18 protein-coding genes are annotated in these 18,303 nt (G+C 37.1%); all 18 read right to left on the bottom strand.

Annotated features, from left to right (window positions below; genetic code table 11):
- Positions 1 to 42: 42 nt before the first annotated feature.
- The 18 genes from ACO1XM_RS02240 to ACO1XM_RS02155 are packed head-to-tail and all read right to left on the bottom strand — an operon-like array spanning position 43 to position 18,303.
- Positions 43 to 1,155, bottom strand: a complete 1,113-nt coding sequence (locus tag ACO1XM_RS02240; protein ID WP_486225479.1) for a DegT/DnrJ/EryC1/StrS family aminotransferase — start codon at positions 1,153 to 1,155, stop codon at positions 43 to 45.
- Positions 1,148 to 1,600, bottom strand: coding sequence for an exosortase F system-associated membrane protein (locus ACO1XM_RS02235; protein WP_486225478.1), 453 nt, complete (start codon positions 1,598 to 1,600; stop codon positions 1,148 to 1,150). The genes ACO1XM_RS02240 and ACO1XM_RS02235 overlap by 8 nt, the downstream gene beginning before the upstream one ends.
- Complete coding sequence (gene xrtF / locus ACO1XM_RS02230) at positions 1,597 to 2,118, bottom strand: exosortase family protein XrtF (protein ID WP_486225477.1); 522 nt, start codon at positions 2,116 to 2,118, stop codon at positions 1,597 to 1,599. Before xrtF ends, ACO1XM_RS02235 begins: the two co-directional genes overlap by 4 nt.
- An 8-nt stretch (positions 2,119 to 2,126) precedes the next feature.
- Positions 2,127 to 2,708, bottom strand: a complete 582-nt coding sequence (locus ACO1XM_RS02225; protein ID WP_486225476.1) for an acetyltransferase — start codon at positions 2,706 to 2,708, stop codon at positions 2,127 to 2,129.
- Between the two features lie 39 nt (positions 2,709 to 2,747).
- Entirely contained in the window at positions 2,748 to 3,374 is a 627-nt protein-coding gene (locus ACO1XM_RS02220; protein ID WP_486225475.1) for an acetyltransferase, read from the bottom strand.
- A 4-nt stretch (positions 3,375 to 3,378) separates the two neighbouring features.
- Complete coding sequence (locus ACO1XM_RS02215; RefSeq protein ID WP_486225474.1) at positions 3,379 to 3,984, bottom strand: sugar transferase; 606 nt, start codon at positions 3,982 to 3,984, stop codon at positions 3,379 to 3,381.
- A gap of 12 nt (positions 3,985 to 3,996) precedes the next feature.
- The gene (locus tag ACO1XM_RS02210) at positions 3,997 to 5,256 is read right to left on the bottom strand and encodes a phenylacetate--CoA ligase family protein (RefSeq protein WP_486225473.1); all 1,260 of its coding nucleotides are present in this window, start codon (positions 5,254 to 5,256) and stop codon (positions 3,997 to 3,999) included.
- 38 nt (positions 5,257 to 5,294) lie between these two features.
- Complete coding sequence (locus tag ACO1XM_RS02205; RefSeq protein WP_486225472.1) at positions 5,295 to 6,380, bottom strand: CapA family protein; 1,086 nt, start codon at positions 6,378 to 6,380, stop codon at positions 5,295 to 5,297.
- Entirely contained in the window at positions 6,377 to 7,513 is a 1,137-nt protein-coding gene (locus ACO1XM_RS02200; RefSeq protein ID WP_486225471.1) for a glycosyltransferase family 4 protein, read from the bottom strand. The genes ACO1XM_RS02205 and ACO1XM_RS02200 overlap by 4 nt, the downstream gene beginning before the upstream one ends.
- Positions 7,510 to 9,468, bottom strand: a complete 1,959-nt coding sequence (gene asnB / locus ACO1XM_RS02195) for an asparagine synthase (glutamine-hydrolyzing) (RefSeq protein WP_486225470.1) — start codon at positions 9,466 to 9,468, stop codon at positions 7,510 to 7,512. The genes ACO1XM_RS02200 and asnB (ACO1XM_RS02195) overlap by 4 nt, the downstream gene beginning before the upstream one ends.
- Positions 9,384 to 10,433 (bottom strand): glycosyltransferase, encoded by a 1,050-nt coding sequence (locus ACO1XM_RS02190; RefSeq protein ID WP_486225469.1) that lies wholly within the window; start codon positions 10,431 to 10,433, stop codon positions 9,384 to 9,386. The genes asnB (ACO1XM_RS02195) and ACO1XM_RS02190 overlap by 85 nt, the downstream gene beginning before the upstream one ends.
- On the bottom strand, positions 10,423 to 11,493 hold the full coding sequence (locus tag ACO1XM_RS02185) for a glycosyltransferase (RefSeq protein ID WP_486225468.1): 1,071 nt from the start codon (positions 11,491 to 11,493) through the stop codon (positions 10,423 to 10,425). Before ACO1XM_RS02185 ends, ACO1XM_RS02190 begins: the two co-directional genes overlap by 11 nt.
- Entirely contained in the window at positions 11,490 to 12,269 is a 780-nt protein-coding gene (locus tag ACO1XM_RS02180) for an FkbM family methyltransferase (RefSeq protein ID WP_486225467.1), read from the bottom strand. Before ACO1XM_RS02180 ends, ACO1XM_RS02185 begins: the two co-directional genes overlap by 4 nt.
- A gap of 6 nt (positions 12,270 to 12,275) precedes the next feature.
- Positions 12,276 to 13,178, bottom strand: coding sequence for an SP_1767 family glycosyltransferase (locus ACO1XM_RS02175; protein ID WP_486225466.1), 903 nt, complete (start codon positions 13,176 to 13,178; stop codon positions 12,276 to 12,278).
- A gap of 4 nt (positions 13,179 to 13,182) precedes the next feature.
- Positions 13,183 to 14,232 (bottom strand): class I SAM-dependent methyltransferase, encoded by a 1,050-nt coding sequence (locus ACO1XM_RS02170; RefSeq protein ID WP_486225465.1) that lies wholly within the window; start codon positions 14,230 to 14,232, stop codon positions 13,183 to 13,185.
- A complete protein-coding gene (gene asnB / locus ACO1XM_RS02165; RefSeq protein ID WP_486225464.1) occupies positions 14,169 to 16,070 on the bottom strand; it encodes an asparagine synthase (glutamine-hydrolyzing) in 1,902 nt (633 codons plus the stop codon). The genes ACO1XM_RS02170 and asnB (ACO1XM_RS02165) overlap by 64 nt, the downstream gene beginning before the upstream one ends.
- Positions 16,058 to 17,254, bottom strand: a complete 1,197-nt coding sequence (locus ACO1XM_RS02160) for a hypothetical protein (protein ID WP_486225463.1) — start codon at positions 17,252 to 17,254, stop codon at positions 16,058 to 16,060. Before ACO1XM_RS02160 ends, asnB (ACO1XM_RS02165) begins: the two co-directional genes overlap by 13 nt.
- On the bottom strand, positions 17,194 to 18,303 hold the full coding sequence (locus ACO1XM_RS02155; RefSeq protein ID WP_486225462.1) for a hypothetical protein: 1,110 nt from the start codon (positions 18,301 to 18,303) through the stop codon (positions 17,194 to 17,196). Before ACO1XM_RS02155 ends, ACO1XM_RS02160 begins: the two co-directional genes overlap by 61 nt.

Here is an 18,303-nt window from a genome sequence, read left to right as displayed (position 1 = left end):
GTTGATACAAAAATACGAAAAAAGTAACCCAATTAACATGATTTAAGAACTAAGTAAAGCTACTACCTTTTTCACGTCCTCTGCTGTCATGGCAGAGCCAGAGGGTAAGCAAATGCCCTTGCTGAATAGTCGCTCAGATGTGCCATTGCCGTAGTAGGGAAATTTGCCAAAAACAGGCTGCAGATGCATGGCTTTCCAAAGTGGTCTGCTTTCGATATTATGCTGCTCTAGTGCTACTCTAACTTGCTCTGGAGACCTTTTTTCCAATATAAGAGCTGTTGTAAGCCAGCGATTGCTGTAGAAATCTTCTGATTCTGTCGGCAAAGTGAATTTATTGGTTGGTAAATAGGTGCTGTACCATTCAAAAACCTGTCTTCTCTGCCCTACACGTTCATCTATCACTTCCATTTGCCCCCTGCCAATGCCGGCACAAATGTTACTGAGTCTGTAGTTGTAACCAATTTCGGAATGTTGGTAATGTGGTGCCGGATCTCGCGCTTGCGTAGCTAAGAACTTGGCTTTTTCAATCCATTGCTGATTTTTGGATACTAAGGCACCACCTCCTGAGGTTGTTATAATTTTGTTCCCATTAAAAGAAAGTATCCCAAAATCACCAAAAGTGCCACATTTCTGACTCTTAAAGGTAGATCCTAGTGCTTCAGCTGCATCTTCAATTAAGGGTATTTCATATTGACTGGCTATTTTCATGATCTCATCTATTTTAGCCGGCATGCCATAGAGATGGACCATAATAATGGCTTTAGGCTTTTTACCTGTTTTAGCAATCCTGTCTTCAATCGCCATTTTTAGCATAAGCGGATCAATGTTCCAGGTTTGTTCCTCTGAATCAACAAAGACAGGTGTTGCTCCCTGGTAAACAATTGGATTGCATGAGCCTGAGAAAGTAAAAGTAGAACAGATAACTTCATCGCCTCGCTGAACACCTAAAATGATCAATGCAAGATGTATCGCAGCCGTTCCTGACGAAAGTGCTGCAACCGACACACCCTGCCCCAGGTAATTGGCAATATCTGATTCAAAGCCTTGCAGATTCGGTCCGGCAGGCGATATCCAGTTGGCTTCAAAAGCTTGTTGTACATAAACTTGCTCGCGGCCTCCCATATGTGGGGGCGATAAATATAAACGGTTATTCATGTTTAGTGCCTGAGGATTCTTGAAAACGTTGATAATAAATAGCTGGTATTAACAAAAGCATGAGGGTGGGGTTTACAATCAGTCTATGCCACTGCGAAAGCAAAGGTGTAGAAATTTCACTTGTACCTTCAATGTTTAATTTAATGAGCAGGTATATGGGCAGCAAGATGAAAGTATCTGCTGTCTGAACCCACAGTCCGAGTTTAATAATGCTTTTATTGTTAAACCAAGCGTACAAAAAAAGTAACATGCACAGATCATTTAATGTGACTCGTATAAGCTTTTTGAAAACAAATTCAACATTATCAGCAAGCTGAATAGTTAGTAAGGTTGACAGTGTTAAGGATTCTTGTAGCAGGTAAATTAATGCCAGACCAGCAATTGACAGTACAAGGAGTAGCAAACGTTTTGGTTGGCTGAGAATTTCAACTACTTGCTTTTTCATGCTGTGATTTTAATCCAATAGTACCACAGCACAAATACAACTGCATAAATAAAGCCGGTAAATAAATATTTATGAAAGAAGTAAAGTTGCTCCGGATAAAACAAAGCGACCTCTGCCAGTAGTCCGACACGAACTAGATTGAGTAAATAAATTAAGAGTATACCGGCAAAAAAGAATAAAAGGAATTGACGTAGGCTGCCTTTGTACGCCACTAAAAATGAGAGGTAAACGATCATGACATTAATGCCATTGCAGCCTTCAAATACATAAACGACCACCTCATTGTTTAACGATAGCGCCACATTAGCAGATTGCAGTTCTGTACTTGCAGAAAAAGTTTGACCGAAGAAGGTAAGTATGATCGCTACCTGGTTAGCAATGCTGACGGTAAATGGGTCGACTTGCGGGTAATAATTTTGTATCCAAACACCATATAAAGTATTTAACAAAAGATAGAGACCTACAAAAATGCCGAGGAAACGAATTGCCGGTTTGTATTTAGTAAAGAGTTCTTTCATATCAAAAATCACCAAGGTTTTGCGGGCACACCTTTTACCCTTTTACTTGATGCTACATCTTCCGTTACTACTGCCCCTGCCCCTATTATCACATCATCGCCTATAGTTAAACCTTGTAATATGGTGGCACCGCTACCAATAAAAACCCGCTTACCTATCTTAACATTTCCTGAAATGTTAACTGAAGGCATGATTGAGGTAAAATCACCTATTACAAGATCATGGCCAATAGTTGAGTTAAGGTTAATGATAACGAATTGACCAATATTAATATCAACCGTTAATTTCGCTCCGGGGCAGATGATACAGCCCCTACCTATTATTATGGAACGATGAAGCAAAATATCAGGACTTAAATACGAGGCGAATGGAACCGATTTCTTATTCCAATCTTTTATTAATTTATAACGAATAGCGGGATCAGCAATAGCGAGCAACACATCGGAGTAAGCTTGCTCATTTACCAATGGTATGTCTGTTTTAAAATCATCCATGAAACCAGCAAAAGTGCCGGGAGCAAACAAGTCCAGCATACCCCTTACTTCCTTGCCAAAACCACCGGCTCCATATATGGCAATTTTACTTTTCACTTATCTTCAATCTTAAGTATGGAATTTAGAAACTGTCTGTTATAAAACTTTTGCTGGCACACCACCTACAGTGGTGTTTGGTTCTACGTCTTTTATAAGCATTGATTGCCCTGCAATAATGGATGAATGCCCTACCCTAATATTTTGTTTAGTAGAAACCCCTATACCTACACTTACCATTGCTTCAAGATGAGTAAAGCCCGCAAGATTTACCCCAGGGGCAAGGGTTGAATATTGACCTATACTACAATTATGACCTATAGCACAATTCATATTCATGATGATAAAATCTTCAATCTGAGTTTCATAGTTTATGGAAACACCAGGATAGAGTATCACACCTTTGCCGATTGAAACCTCTTTTGATAACCAAACATTCTTAGCTATAAAATTCGGAAATGCTACATTAAATGCCTTAAGTCTATCATACATCTTTTGCTTAGCTGCTGGAGAGGATATCCCAATAACTACATTCAATTTTTCGATCTTGGATAAAATCTCAATTTCATCAATACTGCCTAATACCTTTCTTCCATAGAGTGTTTTACCATGTTTGTGTTGGTCATCATCTAAGAAACCCAAAACTTCATACTTACCAAAAGTATCAATATTATACGATAAATAACCTCCAACATTTCCTGCTCCTATTATGACTAGTTTATTCATAATCCTAATTATTTCCGTTAAAAGGCTCCATAGGTCTATGCTCACTTTGATTTATGCCATCACGCTTTAGTACTTTAACAATTGTTAAGAATATAATTTTTAAATCTAACATAAACGAAAGGTTATTTACGTAATACAAATCAAGTTCAAACTTTCTTGACCATGAAATTGAATTACGACCATTCACTTGCGCCCAACCTGTAATTCCGGGTTTTACCAGATGCCTTTGTTTCTGCTCAGGTGTATATAACGGTACATATTTTATCAATAAGGGACGTGGTCCAATTAAACTCATATTACCCTTTAAGACATTGATTAGCTGAGGCAACTCATCGATTGATAGCTTTCTAATCACTCTGCCTGCATAAGTGATGCGATCATTATCAGGCAGCATCTTTCCAGTTTTATCAGTTTTATCATTCATTGTTTTAAACTTGACAATTTCAAAGGTTTTCTCATTTAATCCTGGACGTTTCTGAAAAAAAAAAGGGTTACCTCTATTTTGTACAAATAGTATCAAAAAAACAAATAAAAATAAAGGACTAAATATTAAAAGTATAACTATAGATATTACTACATCTAAGACTCGCTTACCAAACCTCTTATACATAATTCTATAAAATCACTTTATCATTTCGTTCACCAATTTTCGCCTTTTCCCAGAACTCAGCAAGGGTATTTCATCTACATACTCTATAGAAAAATCTGAATCATTTCCCAGGTAGGACATAAACTCATCTATAATTTGCTTCTCGTGTGAAAAGCCATGTTCTGCATTTACTTTTAACACATACCTTTTCTGATCCTTCTGAATAAGTTGATACTGTCTTATATCTGTATATTTCCACATGTTTTTATACATGATGTAAGATGAAACAATATTACCCTTTGTGTCATAAAGAACGTCCAATTTTCTTCCTTCCACTGTTTCAAGAAACTTATTTCCACATTCATCTGTTATGCTTGAAAATGAGCCAAGGTCGCCTGTATCATAACGAATAAGCGGGAATGCATAATTGTAAAGGTCTGTAACTACAATACGTCCAACAGAACCAAATGGAACAGGTTTATTGCTTCCGATCTCAAGAATTTCAACATGATAGCTAGCAGAATTAATTAAAAACCTATGCTCACTTCCAGGAACTTGTTGTGCAATGATACCATTTTCAAGGTTTGAATATCTTGAATACACATTCACTTTAAAAAAATTCTGCAGCGATTTTTTCACATACTCTGATAGCGATTCGGACATGGTAATGATAGAACTAACCTTTGCATTAACTTTCGTCTTTCCATTTTTTTCAAGATAACGGCAAACCAGTTCAAGTGCTGAAACATATCCGAGAATTCCATGCCACGAATGACTTCTTTCCATTTCTAAGATCATGCGTTCAATCTGCTGATCATTTAGGTGGATAACATCAATTGGCACTATATTTTGGCGCCAGTAAGTAAAAGGATTGGCCATTTTTTCCTTTGCCCAGATCTTTAAGTATAACAGCTTTTGTCCGATTTTGAATCCTGTCAGTTCTGAAAAATAAATCGCATCGGCTGAATTTCTGGTTCTCTTTCTTTTATTCTGAAAAACCTTGAAGGGTGTACCTGTTGATCCACTTGTTACAACAGGTATAAGTTCTGTTTTTTCTGTTTTACTTGAAAGAAAGTCACTTAGATTTTCTCGGATAAGGTTTTTATCAATTACAGGAAAATCATTTATGGATGTTTTACCTGCATATGATTTGTAGAAGGTAGTAGTACTCGTTGCGTGCTCTAACAATAATTCGAGCTGACCTGATGTTTGGGGTTTAGATGAGGATAGTTTAGTTTGTATATCTTTCAAGTCTCTGGCCACAGGATTTCCCATAAGAAAGTCTGCTGTCAAAAAAAATAGTTTTCTAAAGTTCACAATTTGAATCGTTGCTAGTGTTGCCATTGAATAAAACCAAAACGTGCCATTAGCCGAGCGAGGTGTGCTCTCAATTTAAGCAAAGCCAGTTTGATCGAATTCTCTTTAGTTGCCCTGAAGTCTTTGAAAACTGGTATGAATTTTTTCTTACGCCTTTTTGCTTTATAGAGAAGTAAGTATTGTTCTGGTGATAGATCCTGAAACGGTGAATGCTGTTTCAAAATTTTACTTGATTCAAAATCCTCTGAAGCAACAAAATTAACTTTATGTTGCTGCCCATCGAGTACATACTCAAACCAGTGGCATATTGCTTTATTTGTTATAGGATTCCATTCTAATGCCAATTGAAGGCTGGCCCATCTTGGAAATGATAGTTTTCCGTTCGCAAATATGTTGTTTGGTAGAAAAAAATTACCAAGACCATACACAATATAGCCTTGTTTGTATTGCTCCCCGCCCTGAACACAATGTGAATGACAACCTACGACAACGTTTACACCTAAATCGATAAGGTGTTTTGCAAATTCCCTGTTCATTGGCGTTGGAAGTGTTTCCAAATCGAAACTCCAGTGAAAATAAACAATTATAGATGACGTGGGATATTGTTGGCGATGTTTCTCAATCACGCTAGAAATTCTTGACTCATTCATATCTGAAAGAAAAACACCATTTGAAGGATTACTCTGATGATAGAATAAGAAATTCCAGCAATAATTGAATATCCAGACATCTTTGCCATAATCCAATATATGAGCTGGGGCTATTGCCTCATTTATTGATATACCTGCACCAGTATAGCAGATATTTCCATTTGATAATAATCGAGCTGTTTCCGTGAATCGGTAAGGAAGGTCAAGTGTATGGTTGTTTGCTAATAACACAGTCGCTGTATTCCATTGGCTTAGGACATCAATTGTATCAGCGTGATTAAACAGTACAGGTGTTTTTCTTTTTAAGGGTTCTTCACTAACACTCACCAATCCCTCAAGGTTTGCTACAAGCAACTTATCCTGAAAAATTTCGGTATTCTGTTTAAACACTGCCTGTAAATCTTTCGCAGTGCTTTTATCTGGTGCAGCTATGTCTCCTATTATTATCATGTGTGCTTTTTAAGAGATGCCTTATAGACTTGATCTATTCCATCCCAAATCAACTCAGATTTGAATTTCTTTGCCCATATTAAACTATTTGCTGAATGCTCTTTCACCAATTGATCGCTTTCTATATAGGCCTGGAGTGCTTCTTTTAATTGTGGCACTGACTTCATTTCAAAAAGTTTACCATTAAATTCCGGGCTAATTGCATCAATACAACCCGTTGCTGTGCTTGTAACAACAGGGAGTCCCATAGCTGCTGCCTGGATTGAAGCATTTGAGAAGCCTTCGCGCCAAGAGGGTAAAACAAATACATTAAATAAAGACATATATAGCGGCACATCATCAAGAAATTCAAGATATACGATGCCAGGGTGTGATCGAACACGCTTTTCAAAATCTTCTGAGCAACCCATGTGACCAATCATTACAAGAATGATCGATTTATTAAATTGAAAAAGCTGATCGAATGCTTCGACTAGTTCGAAAGATCCTTTATGCAGGGAAACCCTTCCAACGTAGCCAATCACAAATTTAGACGTGAGACCATGCTTTACTAACAATGACTTTCTAACATCTTCATCAATTGAGTTCCTGGTAAAATAATTTAGGTTTATACCATTACTACTTCCACTGTTAATTACAAAACTTTTCTTCACATCCGCAGTTTTATTTCTTATTGCAGTCTCTTGTAATGAATGTCCGACATAAATAACCTTGTTTGCCAGCAAAACACTTAATTTTTCCATTAAGCGGAGAATTGCGCGCTTTACTCCTCTCTCACTTTCATAGCGGAGGCCGCGGCAGGTATAAATACGGTTTGGAATTCTTAACAAAAAAGCGGCCACCACACCTAATAAACCCATCTTCGGGGTGCCGACATTCACGATATCTGGATTCACCTTTTTTAAGTGTCGAAGGATTTGCCAAACGGTTCTAATATCTGCAAATAAATTAATCTCCTTTTCAATGTTTACAGGTAAGTGAATACAATTTTCTCGGGCGCAAAACTTATGTTCTTTAGGATGATCTGGTGAAAGTAAGTAAACCTCATATCCCTTCGTAATAAAATACTGTACCTGACCGTCCAACAATCTTGAACTTCCTGGAACGGTTACCCCCAATACTAATTTTTTCACTTACTGAAATTTTTTTTATACCATTTTTGAAATACAAAAAGACACCAGAGCTTCGAAGCATGATTTTGTTTTCCGTGTATATGTTCATGAAGCAAAGTATCAATTACTGATGGATCAAATAGTCCATGGATTTGAATCTCTTTTTGATCAAGTACTTTTTCTATCTCATTACGAAGTTCGTTTCTGAACCACAGCGCGATGGGAACGCCAAAACCCTTTTTCGAAAAACGAAAAACTTTTTTTGGTAACAAATCTCTAAATGTATCTTTTAAAATTCTCTTTTTATTTTTTCCAAGAATCTTGAAGTCAGAAGGCATACTGAAAGACTCTCTTACAATTTGCGTATCAAGAAACGGCACTCGCGCTTCGAGGGAATTGGCCATGCACATTCTATCTACTTTTACAAGCATATCGCCTTCAAGTACGGTGGTAACATCTGTATAAAATCCTTTATCCATCTCAGAATGATTCACTTCATCATATCGCTTCTTAATATATGATTTGATATCAATGAGAAACTCAGGACTTAATAGCAAAGCACGTTCTTGATCATTAAATCCAAGAGACATAAAATTATAATGAAGTCCAAATGCGTCTAATTGAGAGTTGGCCAATACTTTCTTGACTTTCCGCAGTATGGTATTTGTGAATGCATTATGAGGTACTAGACCAACAGTAAAGTTAAATAAATTTCTAATTGATTCTGGGATACTTTTGTATCGCTGCACATAATAGGGTGCCAGGTACTTTTCATATCCTCCAAATAGTTCATCAGCACAATCTCCGGTTAATACCACTGTTACTTTCTCTCGCGCTTTTTTAGCAACCATAAATGAGGGAAGCGCTGAAGAATCTGCAAAGGGTTCGTCAAAATAGTCTACGACATCATTCGCAATATTGAGCAAATCTTTATGGTCAATGGTATACAGCGTATGGTTAGCATTAATGTGTTTCGCTACCAATGCTGCACGTTCACTTTCATCGTAAGCACTTTCTCTGAAACCAATTGAAAAAGTATTGATCGGTTTGTCCGAATGCTTGGCCATGATGGCAGAAATAATACTTGAGTCAATTCCTCCACTTAAAAAAGAGCCTAGAGGAACGTCAGCAATCATCCTATCCTTAACTGATTGAAAAAGTGAACTTCGTAGATCATTCTGAGCCTCACTATAGCTAGTATAACGCTTTGCTTCGTTAATAACAGTCTTCAACGAATAGTATTCAGAAAAATCAACTTCCTGATTAGATTTTATTTCGATAAATTCTCCTGCACCTAACTTTCGAACATCCTTATAAATGCTAAAAGGCGCTGGTATATAAGTAAGTGTGAAATAAAGATTTAATGCCTCTTTGTCAATAATTTTTTGGCTTAGCAACGGTGTTAAAGCCTTTAATTCTGAAGCAAAATAGAAAGTTGTTTCATTTCTAAAATAATAAAGTGGTTTTTCACCAAATCGATCACGTGCTAAAAAAACACTTCCTAACTTAGTATCAAAAAGGGCAAATGCAAACATACCTTCGAGCCTTTGTAGAATGCCTTTCAATCCAAAGACTTGATATCCGTTGATTATTACTTCAGTATCACTTTCTGTTAAAAAAATTGAACCTCGATTTATAAGTTCTCCCCGGATTACTTTATAATTATAAATTTCTCCATTAAAGACAATTACAATTGTTTTATCCTGACTGAACATCGGCTGATGTCCCGTTGATAAGTCAATAATGGATAATCGTCTATGACCTAAAGCAACATTATTCGTGCAAAAAAAACCGAAATCATCAGGTCCTCGGCTATTAAGCAGATTGGTCATTTCTTTTAACTTAACCTCATCAGCTCTTTGGTTTGCTATAAAACCTGCGATCCCACACATTATCTTAACAATCTTATCAGGTACACTAATGCAAGAAACATAGTTGTCTTTCTCATCCTTGCTAAAACAAAAAACAATTTCCAATGCAGTGGAAGCCGGTTAAATGCAAATTCATTCCACCTAACGACTTTCGACAGTTCTTTCAAGACGGTATCAATATCCTTCCACTTTCTAAAAATTGAGGTTTCATTACGTGGGTTTGTAATACTCAATACAATATTTATTAATGAAACTATTTTTCTATTGTTGAGCGCTTGGCTTGCTTCTTTTGAATTGGCGTACTTTTCAATTGCAAAGAAGAGATGAGTAAATTTCGTGTATAGTAAATTTGTATCCACTTTTGTGAGTGACTTTGGGTTGTCAAGTCGATAATAATTGAAATATGCTTTCAAATACGATACACGTTGTGCTTTATGAAATAGTTCAATATTAAAAAGTACATCCTCCATTCCGACTTTTTTTCTTTCGATAAAACGAATCTGTGATTTCATCACAAAATTATGACTATAAAGTTTTGCCCAAGGGGTGCAAAAGGCATCAGTTTTAGTAGGATCGGATAGCTCTTCATTTATGAGCCCAAGTGATCTCCTGCGAAGCTTAGGAATATCGTTATTAATAAGAATTGAGGAATTCTTTTCAAGATAAAAATCCTTGATGCTTCCCTTTAAGGATACCTTTTGCCATGACCAGAATAGGATGTCCGAATTACTTTGTAACGCATGGGCTAGGGTAATTTCACAGGTATTCTTATCAATCCAATCGTCAGAATCAAGAAACATTAAGAAGTAGCCTTTAGCATTATCAATACCTACATTTCTTGCATTAGAAACGCCTTGATTCTCAATATGAAAAATACGAACCCGTTGGTCTTGTACCGCATATTTGTCACAAATATACTTCGACTTATCAGTAGAGCCGTCATTGACGAGTATTACTTCCAAATTCTGCATTGTTTGGTTTAAAACACTCTCAACGCAATAAGCAAGATATTCTTCAGCATTGAATATCGGAATGATAACAGAAATATTCGGTAGCTTTTCAGTTTTCATTTTCTATAAGGGAACAAATACGAGAAACAATCTTTCCTGCACCAAATCGCTCTCGGGCAGAAAGTGCGTTGTGTGATAATCTCAAACGCTTAGAATTGTTTTCAGCCAATCTATCTATTTCATTAGCAAGACCTATAAGATCACCATCATTAACCAAAATACCATCATATTCATGGGTAATAATCTCATTTGGACCGGCTACAAAGTCAAATGATATGCAAGGTATACCCGCAGCCATTGCCTCAACAAGCGCATTTGGAAAGCCTTCACTCCGTGATGGAATTACAAAAATTCCAGCTCTTGCGTATAGATTATCGATGTCATGAATTCGTCCAAGAAATCTGACTTTTAAAGAAATGCCAAGGTCGGAGGCCAACTGTTTTAGATCAGCTGCTTCCTCTTCATCTCCTCCTGCAATTTGTAAGATCCAGTTTGATTTGATCAGTGCCATTGTTTGGATCAATCGATCAAATCCTTTCAGGTGATCATTCATTCGACCAACAGCAAGGATAAATTCCTCACGCTCTATGGATGGATGGAGTTCTACCTGTTTAACAATATTCGGAATAACTTCAATAGTAGTTTTAGAGCCATAGTATTTCCGCTGAACTTGCGCAGCAGCATTTGTCTGCGCGAAGACAGCATCTGGACTCCTAAGACTAAAAGCAATCTTATTAAAAATGGAGATTCTTTTACCCCAATTATATAGTGGACTGGAGCGTTCGGATATGATAAATCTTACCTTGATGCCGATAAGCGCTACTGCAGTTAATGCTGCATAAAATTTACTAAAGGCGATTATTACATCCGGTTGATCACTTTTGACCGAACGTCTTATCCGTTGTATGGTTGATAATATGTTAAGGCGTTTCTTGTTAAACTGATCTTGTGGCTTTTCATATTTGATCGCACTTCTCAAAGTAAAAAACTCTTTATGCGGAAATAATGCATGGTAAGTCACAATATATCCTAACATTGAAAGCTCATTAGCAATATTTGTAGAGGCGCGTTCAACTCCGCCCATTGAAATACCTGGCCCTACGATCAATACTTTTTTCAAACTAGTTCTGCGCGTATTGCCCAAAGCATCGGGTATTGAATTTCAACTAGATAGCCTTGGTCATGGAAAAGTTTTTTTAGAACATCTCCATTTCTATTTTCATCAACGAAATGGTATTCCATAGCGATCCGCTTGATTTTCTTGAAGTCATTGGCATCAAGATTTAGCAATATATCATATTCGCCACCTTCAATATCCATTTTTAAAAAGTCAATTTTCTCGATGCTTTCCTTCTTTATAAAATCCTTAAACGACTCCACTTGTACTTCTTCGTAGTCATTTTGTTCAAGTTTATTGCGTTGCATAAAGCCTGCCTGATCGACCAGCGAATGTCCGCCTGTGTTTCGGGAGTGATATAATTTTAAAACACCTCTTTCATTTCCAAGTGCCGAATTATATGCAAAAACATTTTTCAAATTATTCACCTTCAGAGTCTGAGAAAGAATTGAAAAATTATCTTTATTTGGTTCAAATGAATACACCTTACAATTACCAAACGTATTTGCGCTGTATACAGAGAAAAATCCAATATTTGCACCTACATCAAAAACCACATCTCCATCAGCTACTTTTACTGAATTCCTAAAGTAATCCTCAGTCAAAAATATCTCACGTGCCATCGACTTATCATTAGTTCTGCCTCGTAAAATAAGGCGCAAACCATTTCGAAATTGCAGTTCATATCGTTTTCTGTATACCCCCAGGTAATCAAGGATAAACATGTAGAAGTTTCGAAATTTGACTACGGCCAAAACCAACATTTTTATTTTACGCATAGAATATTATTCAATCTTTCTTATTACTTCCCTATTATATTTCTCATTATAGATGTCAAGTACATTTGTCCCTCCCTTTGCCTCACTTGTATACTTCCCGGCAATTTTTACTTTTTCTTTAGCCTGCTGTCGGAACCATTCGTATTCAATGTCAATGTTCCCAATATCTATTGCTTGATATCCTTGCTTAGCAAGATCAAAAGCAAGGACAGTAGCAGTTGGTCCAAGCGCAATCAACACTAGGTGGCTTTTATTGAACATAAGAGTGGCATCTAAAATATTATCATAACACCTGAACGCATGGTGCATTGGAGCAAGAATACGTTTAACAGATGCTGCGTTTTCAAAAAGATCGTTGTTGACACCTAGCCTACTTTTCTCACCCTCAATAAGTAAGATATCTCGGTTCTCCCACACCAATTTTATTTTCGCAAAGTGACTCGCTGCGGATGATTTGTCCTTGAAACTAATGTAAGGACGCGTAATACTCGCATTGTAATATTCCTTTTCAGGCTTCAACAATTTTTGAAGACGTGGATAAACAAAGGCAATATGCGCCTGCCATGAACGTCTGGTTTGTGGTGTTAGATTAACAAGCGTTTGAAACCCAATGGGAAGACATACCAAGATTGATTCATTATCTGACCTAAGGATTTCAGTCATTCTTTGTGCAAGTGTCGCATCATACTCCTGGAAGGGATAGCTTGCTTTATCAACTATAATGGAAATTTCACCATCTCCCAGGCGCGTTACTGAAGCTTGTGATCTAATGATTCGATCAAGCGTCTCCTCTATAGTCTTAACCTTTGGCATTTTCCAAAACCTTACAATAACATGATAAGCAATAATCAAAAAGATTTTTGCAGCTTTCCTAGGAACTTTCAGTACCTTGCTCCTTCTAACGTCCATTAGCTTAATATCCCTTTTTGCTAATTAGCCCCAGGTTTTCCCCTTTACCGCTTCTATCGAACAGATAGAAAAACGGGAGCAATATAATTTGAATAAATTTTGTAGTCTTAAGAAGCGCACGGCTATAAACAAATTTCTTATTTGTGGTGATTTCTTTCTTTGTAGTTGTATCCGTTATTCGTACTTTTTTTGAGATGAGTTTATTTAAAAGTGCCTTCATGTTGAGCAGCGAAGTTGCGCCAACAATCATATTGTAGACAGTGTGATTTCCATTACTTGTAGTTCTTTTGAAAACTGCAGAGTGGTGAGGGGGAATTGCTTGTTCAAGCGTTTCTATATCAAAAAAGTTAAGGTGACCGGGAGGGCTCATTACAGGGTAATGTGCCTTGAATAAACTTACCCCTACAGATTTGAAATTTGGAGTCTCTAGGATCATTATTCCGCCCTTTGCCAAAAATTGATCAGCTCTTCGCAAAAACGCGGGTGCATCGATCACGTGCTCTATCACGTGGTAAATGATGATCACATCGAAATAATTTATGTAAGAATCTGGTGGAAATTCTGAATTGAATACGTTGACTCCATACCAATCCTTCGCAAGTAAAACAGCATCAGTAGACAATTCTGTACCTGTAACCTCATAGCCAAGCTGGCGTAATCCATGTAGATAGTACCCGGTGGAGCACCCAATTTCAAGAACCTTTTTAACATCAGGGTTATACTTCCTAATAAGTTTGTCAATTTCCAAAGATGCCTTTACCGCTTCCTCATCGGTATGTCTGTAAAAGCGGCTGTTCGAAATGGTATTGTAAAAATTGATGAGGTAATCTAGCGTTGGACGAGGCTCGGCAAACGTAAATCCACACATATTACATTGACCAAGTTTAAAGTCATTTCTTAATAGCCAGTTTTTAATTGTGATGTCAGTCGAGCCACAATTGTTACATTTTGCTTGCACGTGATTATTAGGTTTAAATTGTATATCAACTTTTAGCTTATCTTCTTTCCTTGCATCCACTGATGGGTCCAAAGACGTAGCATGACGAGTCGCCATATTATTGCAGGATAGATAAGTTTATCCTGTTTAAAATCTTCGATTAATTTTTCGATTCTCGATCGATTTAAACCTGTAGCTTTAAAAAAAGCGTAATCTGCTAAAAAATCATTAATCAGATATGACAGTTCATTTCGAAGCCATTTATATATTGGTAGATCAAACCCCACCTTTGGCCTATCCATCAAGGCATGAGGAACATATTGATAGGTGATATCCTTCAAAATTTTCTTTAAGGTTTTACCGTCATGCTTGAACTCATAAGGAAGCTTTGCAGCGAACTCAATTAAGCGGTGGTCAAGAAGGGGTTCACGGCCTTCGAGGGATGCCGACATCGTTGCGCGATCCATTTTTACAAGCAAAAAATCTTTTAATGGCCCTTCAAATGAATTATATAGAAAACCGCTGCGTTCATCATAGAATTTATCCCAATATCTTGCATAAACAGGATGTCTGGCTGAAAAGTTGTCGATTAAGAGCTCCTGAATAAAACTGAATGGAATATCATATCCCTCCTCAACAAGACCCTTTACCTGCTCTTCCCTTTGCAAAGTCATGACTCGACTTGCGCCAGACAGTTTCCTTTTCATTGATATTTTACTCTTTGGCAATACGCCAGCAACACTGTTAAATATGCCGGAAAATAATCTTGGAAATGGAATTTTCCTAAGGTAGCTAAGTTGCTCTTCAAAGTTTTTAAATCCATCATAGCCTGCAAATAATTCATCTCCACCGTCTGCAGAAAGTGCCACCGTAACATGTTTTTTTGCCAGCTTGCTAACCAACATAGTGGGTATAGCAGAAATATCCGCGAATGGTTCATCGTAATAGTAAGCCAATTCGGGAATTATAGACTTAGCATCCTCATGCGAGCAATTATAAGTCGTATGATCAGTTCCCAAATGTCTGGCAATTTTTTCTGCATCTGGTGCTTCGTCTACCCCATCTGGGAAGCCAATGGTAAATGTCTTAAGTTTTTGAGATGAATCTTTCTGAAGTAAAGCTGTAATCAACGTACTGTCGAAGCCACCACTCAAAAAAATTCCAACCGGGACATCTGATACCATTCTGTATTTGCATGAAGACTCGAGCAATACTTCCAGCTCTTTTTTGCATTCATCATAGGTCAAATCCAAAGTAGGACTGACAAAATAGTTATTAATCGTCCAATAGACATCTTGACTCAAGGTATTATTTTTAAGATCCAGAACAAGCCAGGAACCAGGATCAAGCTTAAAAGCTTTTTCAAATATTGTTGATGGCCCAGGTACATATCCAAATTGAAGATATAATGCCAGACTTTTTTTATCAATTTCATTTCTGAAATCAGGATGCGCATGGAACGCCTTTAACTCTGAGCCAAATAAAAAAATGTGTTGATGTTTATAATAATAAAGAGGTTTTACTCCCACTCGATCTCTACATAGAAATAGTTTATCCTGATTGGTATCAAAAATGGCGAATGCATACATACCAATAAACCTATGAACACAAGCTGTTCCCCATTCCTGAAATGCATGTAATATAACCTCCGTGTCACTATTTGATTTGAAGGTATGCCCAAGGGATATTAGTGATTGCTTGATTTCTTTAAAGTTGTAAACTTCACCATTTAGCACAATTGATAATCCTTCATAAGACATCGGTTGATGTCCTAGCTCACTCACGTCTAAAATAGAAAGTCTAGTATGAGCCAACCCTGCCACATATTCGCTATTCTCATAAAAATCTATCCCAGAGTCGTCAGGCCCCCTATGTCTCAGCGTAGCTTGCATTTTCACTAAATCAACCTTAGTTGATTTTTTATTGAAATCAACAAATCCTGTTAGTCCACACATTTTTGCTTATAAAGTAAGGCGCCCAATTGATCGGATGACAAAAACTGAACATCTGGCCACTTCTTAACAATTCTAATTAGCAATTCCTTCAAAAGTCTAAGATTTGTTTTGCGATTATCCTGAGAAATGGACCCAATAAAATTTAATCGATGAAGCGAGATGATTGCAGGTTTACCCCAAAAAAAAGCTGTTGAAATCTTCTTTTGGCAGCTACCAAGCCAATCATAACTTGGTAATGTTGCTGGTTCGAAATAACAATTTCTAATGATGTATCCTTGACCAAACTTAGAGCTGTCCCCAAGGTTGTGAATCAAAGTTTTATATCCATTCAGCTCAATTGCTGGAACTAGGTGCCCTCTAAATCCTTGAAGAAATTCAACACCAGCTTTAGACAAAATGTCTTCGGCCCCTTCGTCCCAAACATTTGCAGGGGCAATAAAACTTTTGGAAGAATACCCAAAAATATCCTTGAAAATTTTTGCTCCATCCAACAATTGCGCATATGCGAAAGATCGTTCCTCAGAAGTCGAAAAATCAAGCGATGCCATCAAATTCTCACGCCTTCCTTTACTGATTGCAAGGTCGATTGAAAAGACGCCTTCATTAAACGCCTTTATCAATGCCGAATCACCTTTTTGCAATAATGACAACCACCGCACAACATTAACATGTTCCCGACCATGAAATTGCGGTCTGAGGATTTTCTGCTGCGAAGCTTGCTGTATAAGAGCCCAATTTGACTCCATACTTTTTGCTCGTTTGTAGGTTTCAGTGAATCTTTCGTAAACATACTTACTAAACGAAGACTTCCGGATCAGGTCAAAATCTGGATTAGCCATAATGAAGTTCGCTGTTACTATTGGAAAATTTCCTTGACTATCTCTTATTGATGTTAGCACGTCAAAAAGAGCAGATAAATCCTCAGAAGTTTCCAAGGAATCAACCCTGTTGTATGGGTTTTTGTCCAATCGAAGACCTTGACCTTGTAAAGTATCATACGCCTTCTTAGAAGGGATTCTAATGGTACCCCAATCATCTGATTCAAGAACAACAACCTTACTAGGAATTCTTTTGCCTTGAATATTCAATAGATGATTCTGAATAGATGATCCTAAGTATTGAATCACTTTTTCAAAATTATATTTGATAGTTGCTCCATATCTATAAATTCTACATCCGGCCATTTTTGCAAAATAGTCTTCAGTAGCTTATCTAATTCTTTAAGTCCATTAATTCTATTCCTTTCATTAAGACCTCCGACAAAGCATACTCTATGATTGCTGATAATTGCTGGCTTTTTAAACCGGAAGGCTTGTTCTATATCCTTTATAGAAGACTCCCAACCGTATTCTGGCATATTTGGTTCAAAGACAACATTCCTGTTTATGTAGCAAGATTGCTTATTGAAATGTTGTCCCATATAATGAAATCTTCGCCTATACCTTCCTTTTCCAGTAGGCTCATATCTCAATCTTGGAACATCTACAATCCGAATACCACTTTGCAATAAAATTGGCATTAAAGATTCACCAAATTTCATGACAGGAGCTGTGAAGTGAACCGGCTCGTAGTTGAAATATTCTTTGAATAAGGATATTCCAGAAACAATGGCACTTTTGTGGAATTCAAGCTCACTGAGCTCCATAAAATCAAAGGCATCTGCTAGTTCACCAGCCATAGGAATAGCTACTTCCGATTTACTTAGAAAAAAGAAATCCTTATCAAAAGCCAAGGATGTTTTAGAATCATTTTGTTGCAGAGCCTTCAGCCAAGGCGTTACCTGTAAATGCTCTCTGCCATGAAACTGTGGCTTAAATATCTTTTTCCCGATACCATCTAAGTAAAGTTGGTAAACCTTATCGCTGTCCGGATATCTTTCAAGCGTTTTAGTAAAAGGCTCAAAATAATAATTTTCATATCCTGCGTTTTTGATTCTTTGGAAGTCAGGATTAGCGACATTCATCACCGCAGTAAATACAGGGTGATTTCCATTCATATCCTTATACTTTGTTAATACATTAAACAAGTCTTCTAAATCCCTATTTGATTCTAGTGTATCAAACAGGTTAAATCGATTGTTATCAACATCTACTCCTAAGGACTTTAACTCTTGTTGCTGCGTAGTATTTTTTATTCTTATTCCTCCCCAGTCATCTGAACAAACAACAACAAGTTTCCTCGTTGTTTTAAACCCTAGTAAATTTGATGCATTGCCTATCAGATTTCTTAACAT

This window comes from Chryseotalea sp., assembly GCF_057350905.1.
The sequence above is the reverse complement of the archived record's forward strand: the minus strand, read 5'-3'. Positions and strand labels throughout refer to the sequence as shown.

Bases quoted from the DNA above. Each gene is read 5' to 3' on its own strand.
- xrtF (WP_486225477.1), bottom strand. From the start codon at position 2,118: ATGAAAGAACTCTTTACTAAATACAAACCGGCAATTCGTTTCCTCGGC.
- ACO1XM_RS02220 (WP_486225475.1), bottom strand. From the start codon at position 3,374: ATGAATAAACTAGTCATAATAGGAGCAGGAAATGTTGGAGGTTATTTA.
- ACO1XM_RS02240 (WP_486225479.1), bottom strand. From the start codon at position 1,155: ATGAATAACCGTTTATATTTATCGCCCCCACATATGGGAGGCCGCGAG.
- asnB (WP_486225464.1), bottom strand. From the start codon at position 16,070: ATGTGTGGACTAACAGGATTTGTTGATTTCAATAAAAAATCAACTAAG.
- ACO1XM_RS02175 (WP_486225466.1), bottom strand. From the start codon at position 13,178: ATGGACGTTAGAAGGAGCAAGGTACTGAAAGTTCCTAGGAAAGCTGCA.
- ACO1XM_RS02160 (WP_486225463.1), bottom strand. From the start codon at position 17,254: ATGGCCGGATGTAGAATTTATAGATATGGAGCAACTATCAAATATAAT.
- ACO1XM_RS02190 (WP_486225469.1), bottom strand. From the start codon at position 10,433: ATGAAAACTGAAAAGCTACCGAATATTTCTGTTATCATTCCGATATTC.
- ACO1XM_RS02215 (WP_486225474.1), bottom strand. From the start codon at position 3,984: ATGTATAAGAGGTTTGGTAAGCGAGTCTTAGATGTAGTAATATCTATA.
- ACO1XM_RS02170 (WP_486225465.1), bottom strand. From the start codon at position 14,232: ATGGCGACTCGTCATGCTACGTCTTTGGACCCATCAGTGGATGCAAGG.
- ACO1XM_RS02155 (WP_486225462.1), bottom strand. From the start codon at position 18,303: ATGTTAAGAAATCTGATAGGCAATGCATCAAATTTACTAGGGTTTAAA.
- ACO1XM_RS02235 (WP_486225478.1), bottom strand. From the start codon at position 1,600: ATGAAAAAGCAAGTAGTTGAAATTCTCAGCCAACCAAAACGTTTGCTA.
- ACO1XM_RS02180 (WP_486225467.1), bottom strand. From the start codon at position 12,269: ATGCGTAAAATAAAAATGTTGGTTTTGGCCGTAGTCAAATTTCGAAAC.
- ACO1XM_RS02205 (WP_486225472.1), bottom strand. From the start codon at position 6,380: ATGATAATAATAGGAGACATAGCTGCACCAGATAAAAGCACTGCGAAA.